Consider the following 7,037-nt stretch of genomic DNA (forward strand, 5'->3'; position numbering starts at 1 on the left):
AACTCTTATAGAGAAAGACATTTGGCGATTTTTGTTAATTGTTTTCTATCTAGAGCGAACTAATCAATTAAATCTCTTGCCAGATAAGGATTTAGTCGATTTATGCCACCCTATCGAACCATACTAAGTAACGAAGAACCATCAGTTTTAAGTTTTAAGTGAGCAGTTATCAGTTTTAAGTGAGCAGTATTAAATAGCAGTTTTCTTTTCACTGATTACTGATAACTGAAATATCTCCTCTTTTCCGACCGTTAAATTTAATTGGGGTTCCCCGATCGAGGTTCAATGCTGCCAAAGGCGGCTATACTCAGCTTATCATCGTCGATCTGCAATTGGAGAAGGCGGGCGATAATTCCTTGTTTCTCGAAGTTTTTTAAATCTAACTGGGTGGATATACCCTCGGCAAACCCCTTGAGGAGGCGCGAGGAGATGCGACGACCATTAAGAGTGGCTGTGGGGTCAATAAGCTCGATTTTTCGCCCCTGCACTAGCTTAAATCCCACTTCTAGGCTCAGATCGAGGCTGGCTACGGGGCCGTCCGGCCCTTGGGTCTCTAGCTGCAGGCTGAGGGCGACTCGATTATTATTAAGAAAGTTAAAATTTGCTTGACTAAGTTGATATTTTGTGCTATGCGATTCTTCCCTAGAGGGAATCAGATTATTAATCAGAGTCTGAATTGGCTCTTTGACCGCTGCCGATTGTAAAGCTTGATTAACATTAGTTTCCGTGAGGACAAGATGCAATGCCCCCGCAGCCGGTCGGCGCAAGGCGGCGGCTAAACTGCTGTTTTTTTGCTGTAATCGCCGCAAATCGAGGCTAATTGGCTCAGTTTCTAGCTCGATCTTCTCAATGCGAACATCAGCAAGGGGATAAATTCCCCGCGCAGAAATGCGAACTCGATCGATTTTGCCTTGTAGAGCCTGATAATTGGGAGTATTATCGACCCTGACGGCTAATTGTTCCACTTTTTGGACTTGAGAGCGAAGGGTATGGGCTAAAACCGTATCGATAATTGCCCCTGCGGGAGTTAACAGGGTCAAAACACTAGCGAGAGTGATTGTTAGCCATTCCATCGCTCAATTACACCCATTCAGCTAAATTTTGCCAAGCATTAGTCAAAAGCTGACTTAACCAACGTCGTTGCACTTGATCTAAAATCGGGTCTTCTGCGAGAATTTCTTCAGTAAGATCATCGAGAGATTGACCCTGGGCGCGGGCCATTCTAATAATTCCCGCAATCACGGCAGCGATCATCTCCTCGTCCACGGGGCGCTGTCGGAGGGCGGCAATTTCTTCGGGGGTAGTCGGGATGGGATAATTCATAATCAGATGGTCCTGGCTGTGTATTAATCTAGGTATGTAAAGTTTTTTAAACTTTTTTCAGAAAACTTTTTGTGTAGTCTAGCGTAATCAGACGATTTTTAGGTGTAATAGCTAAATCAAGATGAGAGAAATACTTTACAGAGAAATTCCGACTCCCGACTCGATCGCCGTTTGTCAGTGGTTACAATCCGATTGGCAACCCGCAAGCGGTGTCAAGACAAATACACCTAACGGGGTGAGATTGCGCTTATCGGAGGCGATCGAATTGTCGATCTTTGTCTGGACGCTGCAACGGACTACTTATTTAAAAGTTTTCCGCTGGGGTGAGCGATCGCATTCTCAAGAAACATCCCTGACTCGGCAGCTCGATCGAGCTTTACAAAAGCGTTTTCCGCCGCAGCATAACACGATACCAAATATCGATCAAAAAAATCACTCAATTTTTACAGATTTAGAAGCGGACTATCCCCTAACGGTTCACTACTTCCGCAAAATGCCGCAAGGGGAGGCAGATTTAGAACGTTTGTATTGGTGGGAAAAACGTTGGCGCGACAGTGCCAAAAATCCCCAACAACCGCAGCCGGTAATTTTCTCTAGCAGTGAGGAAAATGATCATCCCATCACCTACGACTTAATTTATATTGGTGGTGCCTTGGGGGCAATTCATGCGGCACAGATGGCCAAATTAGGTTATCGAGTCCTCTTAGTAGAAAGACTGCCTTTCGGACGGATGAATCGGGAATGGAATATCTCTCGATCGGAGTTTCAAAGTTTAATTAATTTAGGCCTATTTACCGCCGAAGAATTCGAGGAATTAATCTTCCAAGAATACATCGATGGCTTTAATAAGTTTTTTGATGGCAATAATCCCCCCCATTTGAAGGCGGAGATTCTCCATACTCCCACGGTTTTAAATATCGCCATTAATTCCGATAAATTGCTGCAATCCTGCGGTAAAAAAATACAGGATCATGGCGGTAAAATTCTCGATCAAACGGAATTTATCAAGGCTGATATTACTGCTAATAGTGTTACTGTCACCCTTAATCATAGCGGGGAAATTCAACAGATAAAATGCCGTTTATTGATTGATGCCATGGGTTCAGCCTCTGCCATTGCCTGGCAATTAAATGGAGTGCGTGCCTTTGATAGTGTCTGTCCGACGGTGGGGGCAGTAGTAGAAGGATTCGATCCGGTGGTGTGGGATTCTCACTATGGCGATGTCTTAAATTCCCATGGCGATATTTCTAAAGGTAGGCAATTAATTTGGGAATTATTTCCGGGGGAAGGAAAAGAATTAACCTTTTATCTATTTCACTATCATCAAGTCCATCCCGATAACCCCGGTTCTCTGTTGGAAATGTACGAAGATTTCTTTACTATTTTGCCCGAATATCGACAGTGTGATCCAGAAAAATTAACTTGGAAAAAACCAACCTTTGGTTATATACCGGGGCATTTTAGCACAGGAAAAAAAGATCGAATTGTCTCCTTTGATCGCATTTTAGCCATCGGTGATGCCGCCTCCCTGCAATCACCCTTAATTTTTACTGGGTTCGGTTCTTTGGTGCGTAATTTAGAGCGCTTAACCCATCTTTTGGATATGGCCTTAAAACACGATTTACTAACAGCTAAAGACCTAGAAAACGTGCGGGCCTATCAAAGTAATGTGGCGGTAACTTGGTTATTTTCTAAAGGAATGATGGTTCCCACGGGAAAAACCTTACCCCCCCAAAGAATTAACGCCATGTTAAACACATTTTTCGGTTTATTGGCCGACGAACCGCCGGAGGTTTCCGAAACTTTTATTAAGGATAAAACCGATTGGTTGACCTTTAGCCGTTTAGCAATTAAAGCGGCCAGAAAAAACCCCGCTTTACTGTTATGGATAGCAGAAATGGCTGGCAGTCAGGATTTAATTCGTTGGTTGGGTTCCTATCTCGATTTTAGCCTTGATGGAGTCAAAAATCTGCTTTTGGGTCCCTGGTTTTCCCAATGGTTAAAAAACTCCCAAAGCTGGCTAGAAAAAGACAATCCTCGCCTATGGTTAAAGCTATTGAGTTTTAATTATGGCCTAAGAAATTAAGTAGGAGACTCCGAGACTCCGAGAGAGCTACCGGGGATCAGATTTGAGTTTTTATACTAAATCCAGTTATTAAAGACTGATTATTTATTCCCACTTTTGCCTGAGTGCCTGTCTTCATAAGTAGCCTATACTCAACGGATTTAGTATTATTTCACTGTTTGTGGAGTTAAGAATTCAATATAGGTTTTTCCTTGCCATTCTGCCTTGTATTTGAGCATTGTACAAAACATTCCCCAACTACAATCACTGATAGCCTTAGCTAAATTATGATTGCGTACCATGGCTTTAACATTGAGGTTTTCTACAGCAATAACGTGGTTTTCGTTAACTATCTTACGGGATAGCTTGTGGAGAAAATCCTCACGACATCTTGAGATTTTAGAGTGAACTTTAGCTACTTTACCTCTAGCTTTTTGACGGTTGTTACTGCCTTTCTTTTTACGCGATAACTTTTGTTGTTTCCTTTTTAGATTACGTTGATGTTTGGCTAAATGTCTAGGATTATCATATTTACTACCATTACTGGTAATAGCAAAATGATTAAGTCCTAAATCGATTCCTATGGCTTTTCCATCTATCCCCCCGCCTTCGGCACCCCCCTTATCAAGGGGGGCAAGGGGGGATTGTCCGTCATCAACTAAAATAGAAGCGTAGTATTTACCGTCTGGGTTTTTTGAAATAGTAACGGTTTTAATTGTTCCTGCAAATTCCCGATGACGAACACAATAAACTAATCTAACTTTACCCAGTAATTTGAGGTAGTCCCCTTCAAATTTAACATTAGCTGGATAGCTAATTGATTGTTTACCATGTTTGGATTTGAATCTTGGTAATCTAGCTCGTTTCTCAAAGAAGTTTTGATAAGCTTGCGATAAGTTCAAAGCAACAACCTGTAAACACTGGGAATAAGCATCTGTCAACCACTCATAAGCTTTTTTGAGACTAGGCAATAGTCCTTGAATTTAGTTTTGTGTCAGTCCTTTTCCTGTGGTTTTATAGGTTTCTTGACATAAATTCAGGGAATAATTCCAAAACCAACGACAACAGCCAAAGCTTTTAGCTAAGGCTATTTCTTGCTCGGTATTAGGCTTAAGTCTGAATTTGTACGCTTTGTACATAAGAGTTATCAAGAAACTATAATTAGGGCTTGCTGAATAAATCTAAAAACCTTGTTGGATAAGACTTTTGGACTTTTTTCCCCTCAAAAAGTACCAGATATGGGAGTGATCAGGGGGAAATTCAGGGACTTTTTCCCTGAAAATTAGGTAATTGACCCCCTCAAAATCGGTAAAACCCCACACCCCACACCCCACACCCTACACCCTGCCCCTAGGAAAAACTTTTTCAGCAGACCCTAATTATGATCACCTAGTTTTTTAGGAATTGTCTATATACAAAGTCAGCATTCAGTTAAAATAGCCATCATCTTTTGGGCCACCGCTGCTGTTTGTTCCAGCATGGCAAAATGACCACAATCGGATAACTCAATGACGTTGCTGCCAGTTTCAAACAAAGGATGAAAACTGGCCAGATGGTTAACGTACTTAACTTCCATAATCGTATCCTCTTTCCCCGCCAGAAAATAGACCGGTTGCGGGAGACGGGAGACAATCTGGGGTAAAAGATGAACTTCGCTGATAGTGGTGGTTTCCAAAAGTGACCCTAGGGCTGCTTGGTAATCGGCCCGGACAAAATCAATCACGCGCTGTTTGCCCCATTTTTTACCTAGGGTTTGCTTGACCATCATCCGCGAGAATAAAACATCAATAAAGGGAACACGGGGCAACCAAGACGGTCTTCTCTGTAAAATCTGTCTTCCGGCTTCCCGAAATCGCTCAAATTCCTCCTTTAGATAGATGCCACCGCCGGCATTCATACAGATTACCCCTTTAATCCGTTCAGGACAGCTATCCGCGGCCCACAAAGCAACACTACCACCGAGGGAATGACCAACTAACCAAGCAGCATCGACGTTTAAGCGGTTAAGAAGGGTAATAACGTCTTGGGAGTAGGATTCAAGGTTATAACTGCGAGGAGGACTGTTAGAGGTGATTTTTTGGGAGTCGCCAAAGCCCCGGAGATCATAGACTAGACAGGGATAATCCGGGGAGAGAATATCTACCAAAGGCTGCCAGTAGTGACGACTCAGCAGCCAACCGTGTATAAAGACTAAAACCGGTTGATCCGCTCGGGGCGAAAATAACTCGTAACTGTGGGATACTCCCGATATGTCGATGGTAGGCATATAATCAATCTCAACCTAAGTTAAACCGTTGATAGGGGTTACTAGGGAAACTTCTAGGGAAAAATAGGTGTATTTAGCCTTGTTTATAGAGCAAAATCAGGGAAGCTTAGGATATTCCCCCGATAGCTGATGACTCACCGCTATAGACAATTTCAAAAGCTTCTACTCAAGTATAAAACACTGGAGATACCTCCCTAAAATAGGATGAAAACCCTAGACCAGGATTTATCTATGAAATGCGATCGCTTTTTGACTCTTTCCCTCGTGTTAAGTCTGGGATTAGCTTTTCCCCCCTCTCTACCCGCTCAAAATCCCCCCGCTACCACCTTTCAACCCGGTCCTTGGCAGCCTGTTGCTAGGGTGAATACGAGTCGTCCCGTGGAGATTAAAATCATCAATCAAACCGATATTGACCTCAATTATGACCTATCGGCCAATATTAATTCCTCTCCCCAATTATTATCTCCAAGTGCGGAGACAACCCTAAGAGGTTTGGTAATTCCGGCATATATTCTGATTAATCGGGCTAATGCCGCCGCTGATCCCGATTCTTCTAGTTTAATCTATGCCGTAGAGGTCAATGATGATAATTTAGTCACGATTACTGTCACCAAAGTTCCGGGGAGTACCCCCGGTTATACCACCTTTAACATCAATCAACAGGGTGCTATTTATATTTACTAGCTCTAGCTTAAGCTGTTATGGAGCCACCTCGATAATTATCCTTGCACTTTCTTAATTCGCCAATTCCAAGATGAACAAAATAACCTAGTTTTCCGTTATGATAAGCTGTTGACTATCTAAATTACTCGTTAAGACTGCCCATGAGTGCCAGAGTTGGGAGAGGGAAGTGGGGAGACAACTTCGTGTGCGTTGCGGGGGGAAGTGGGGAGAAGGGAGAGGGAATTATGAATTATGAATCAGGAAGTATGGAAAACTATCAATTGGGCGAAAGTCCAAAGATATGTTTTCAAGCTCCAAAAGAGGATATTCCATGGCGCTAAGACAAGCTGTATCCCTAACAATGGAACAGTCAAACTAGGAAACGCCAAGCTGATAGCTGATAACTGATAGCTGAAGGCTAAGTAATAGGACAAAATTAACTTCTTGGTTAGGATAGGCAAAAGGTAAGAGGCAAGGGGCAAGAGGCAAGAGGTAGTTAGATATGTGTAATTAGGGTTTGCTGAAAAAGTTTGTTGGTGGGGTTAGGAGTCAGGAGTCAGGAGTCAGGAGACTCCGAGACAGGAGACTCCGAGACAGGAGACAGGAGAGGAAGTCAGAATAACAGAATGACCTGGCGTGCCTGGAAGCGGAACCCTTTGTGTTCGTCTCCAGAAAGTGCAAGGGTTTTGAGTCCCTCGGATCGATTTCTCAACGTTTGTC

At 43.0% G+C, this 7,037-nt stretch carries 5 protein-coding genes and 2 pseudogenes; 3 read left to right on the forward strand and 4 right to left on the reverse strand.

Going from position 1 to position 7,037, the window contains the following annotated elements:
- Positions 1–257: 257 nt before the first annotated feature.
- Both IM456_RS08375 and IM456_RS08380 read right to left on the reverse strand, forming a co-directional pair.
- Positions 258–1,073 (reverse strand): LmeA family phospholipid-binding protein, encoded by an 816-nt coding sequence (locus IM456_RS08375; protein ID WP_149986353.1) that lies wholly within the window; start codon positions 1,071–1,073, stop codon positions 258–260.
- A 7-nt stretch (positions 1,074–1,080) separates the two neighbouring features.
- Entirely contained in the window at positions 1,081–1,323 is a 243-nt protein-coding gene (locus tag IM456_RS08380) for a hypothetical protein (protein ID WP_002800028.1), read from the reverse strand.
- 121 nt (positions 1,324–1,444) lie between these two features.
- Here IM456_RS08380 and IM456_RS08385 point away from each other — a divergent pair, with 121 nt between their 5' ends.
- A complete protein-coding gene (locus tag IM456_RS08385) occupies positions 1,445–3,409 on the forward strand; it encodes an FAD-dependent monooxygenase family protein (protein ID WP_287692754.1) in 1,965 nt (654 codons plus the stop codon).
- Positions 3,410–3,582: 173 nt separating this feature from the next.
- Here IM456_RS08385 and IM456_RS08390 read toward each other — a convergent pair.
- Together IM456_RS08390 and IM456_RS08395 are read right to left on the reverse strand one after the other, a co-directional pair.
- A pseudogene (locus tag IM456_RS08390) lies at positions 3,583–4,527 on the reverse strand (RNA-guided endonuclease InsQ/TnpB family protein); the annotation flags it as partial.
- Between the two features lie 281 nt (positions 4,528–4,808).
- Positions 4,809–5,654 carry an alpha/beta fold hydrolase gene (locus IM456_RS08395; RefSeq protein ID WP_149986351.1) on the reverse strand — a complete coding sequence of 282 codons (846 nt, stop codon included), beginning with the start codon at positions 5,652–5,654 and terminating at the stop codon, positions 4,809–4,811.
- Positions 5,655–5,885: 231 nt separating this feature from the next.
- Between IM456_RS08395 and IM456_RS08400 the strand changes: the two genes are divergently transcribed.
- Positions 5,886–6,338, forward strand: a complete 453-nt coding sequence (locus IM456_RS08400) for a hypothetical protein (protein WP_149986385.1) — start codon at positions 5,886–5,888, stop codon at positions 6,336–6,338.
- 231 nt (positions 6,339–6,569) lie between these two features.
- Positions 6,570–6,662 (forward strand): annotated as a pseudogene (locus IM456_RS23525) (reverse transcriptase N-terminal domain-containing protein); the annotation flags it as partial.
- Between the last annotated feature and the right edge of the window lie 375 nt (positions 6,663–7,037).

Source organism: Microcystis sp. M079S1, from assembly GCF_020246425.1.
Lineage (GTDB): Bacteria > Cyanobacteriota > Cyanobacteriia > Cyanobacteriales > Microcystaceae > Microcystis > Microcystis aeruginosa.